The sequence below is a fragment of the Pseudomonadales bacterium genome (assembly GCA_013215025.1).
Taxonomy (GTDB): Bacteria; Pseudomonadota; Gammaproteobacteria; order Pseudomonadales; family DT-91; genus DT-91.
Map to the genome: position 1 here is coordinate 1 of JABSRR010000303.1, position 2025 is coordinate 2025.

Sequence of the window (2025 nt, forward strand, 5' to 3'; positions counted from 1 at the left end):
AGCTTAGGTATTATGCTGGGCAGGCATTTCGCCAACATGGTTTTGCCGCAGCCGGCTGGGCCATTCATCAATAGGTTATGCTCGCCTGCTGCGGCAATCATTAAGCCGCGTTTGGCCTGCTGTTGGCCGCGAACCGCGGCAAAATCATTGACCTGACCTAGGCGAGAGTGCTCACAAGAGTTCGTTGTGGCGGCGGATTGGCATGGCTCAAGTAATGTTTGGCCGAGTAAATGCTGACAAACGGACAATAAATGCGCACCGTGCAGGTTTTTAGGGTCAACTAATGCGGCTTCAGCTTGGTTATCACTGCTGACGCAGAGATGTCGGCGATCTTTTTTGGTGCAAATTGCGCTGGCAAGCAGGCCGTTTACCCCTTTAAGTGCACCAGATAGGCTCAGCTCGGCAATAAACTCGGTAGACAATAGGCTTTCTGTTTGTGCTGGAGATAGTTTCAGTTGCTCAGAGGCCAGTAAAATGCCCAGCGCTATCGCTAGATCAAAGCGCCCGCCATCTTTGGGTAAGTCGGCCGGGGCAAGATTAACGGTGATGCGACTGGCAGGAAAATCATACTGACTGTTTAAAATGGCAGAACGCACACGCTCTTTGGCTTCTTTGACGCATGCCTCAGGAAGGCCAACCAGGTTAAATGCCGGTAAACCTGCGGATAAGTGCACCTCCACCGTCACAGCAGGGCTGGCAAAGCCAAGCTGGGCACGGCTTTTAAGTGTTGCAAGAGACATCCATTTCTCCTGATTGAATATTGGCTAGGGCGAGTTTTGCTGCTCTAACTCGGCCAGTAATTGGTTTAGCTGCGTTTCAAGCTGTTCGGCTTTGGCCCGTGTTTTGGCTAAAATCGCTGCTTGGGTATCAAATTCCTCGCGCGTGACTAAGTCTAGTTTACTCAAGCTCGATTGCATGATTATTTGCAAGCTGCGCTGCAGTTCATCTCGCTGCTGCTCTGACAGCAGTTTGTCAGCTTGTTTGCTCAGCTGCTGCACGACGTTATCGGGATGAAGTGCGGCAATGATATCGTTTTTAAGACTGTCGAAGGGTTTATCTGGCATGGCAATAAGTCACGTAATTTGAGATGAAAACAATAGGTAATTAAATTGTAACAGAGTCAATATAGAATACCTGAGAAATGTGTTTTAACTTGCTGAATTGTCAATTGTTTCAATTTAAATGCTGAATTGGCAAAAGAATGGGCTTGGTTTCGCATTTTTTCGTAAAAAAAACGTGCCTAGACTGGGTTTTATTGAAAACCTGTGCTTAAATGGTGCAAATATGGATATGGATAACAAAAGCCTCAAATAAGCAATGTATGTAAGCAGATTATTTAGACTTTATAGTTATATTTGCATTAGCTACCAAGGAATCGCAGCATATACTTCGCTCAGCGACGCTCGCTATCCCCCAAAATTTCTTCCAGCCTGCACTTTTTACCTGGCCTCAGTTTTTTTATTTAATCCTGTTTTGCGATTATTTTTAATTTTTAAGTGTCTGTTTTTTAAAAGTAAATATTGTTTTTTACCATCTCGTTGTAGCGCAAAAAGTTTCGGTAGATGCCGAAATTTTTACGTTATGGCGGATATAAATTTGCCTCTGTTGTGGCTCAGTTGTCTGAGTTCAAGCAAGGCTACCAATTTCGTGCACTATTTTGGAAACATGCTCCCCAAACGTGCAAGAAATAAGTGCGCTATCTCAGTGCGCTGGTTCAGTGTTCGTGAGTTTTTAGCTTAAGTGCTTGTTTTTAATGGTCATTTAAAAATATGGCACGGGCTATGCTAAATTCATGGGCACAAGCAATGCGTGTTTGTTTAACCATTAACATTTAGGTTAAGCAAAGGGGACTCAAGCACGTTAACTAAGTTGTTTAACAAAAGTTTTAAATAAAACTACCTGGAGAAAACTATGAAAAAACTACTATCTGCAAGCATCGCTGCTGCATCTATCGCAGGTTTTGCTGCGCCGGCTGCTGCGGTTGAAGGCTTATCAGCAAATGTTGGTGTTGTATCTGACTACTAC

General features: G+C 44.2%; 2 protein-coding genes. Both read right to left on the bottom strand.

Features of this window, described 5'->3' with window-relative positions; genetic code table 11:
• The coding region (locus HRU21_13160) for an ATP-binding protein (protein ID NRA43238.1) at positions 1 to 740 on the bottom strand (740 nt) is incomplete at its 3' end.
• Positions 741 to 764: 24 nt separating this feature from the next.
• Positions 765 to 1064, bottom strand: a complete 300-nt coding sequence (locus HRU21_13165; protein NRA43239.1) for an accessory factor UbiK family protein — start codon at positions 1062 to 1064, stop codon at positions 765 to 767.
• Positions 1065 to 2025: the final 961 nt, after the last annotated feature.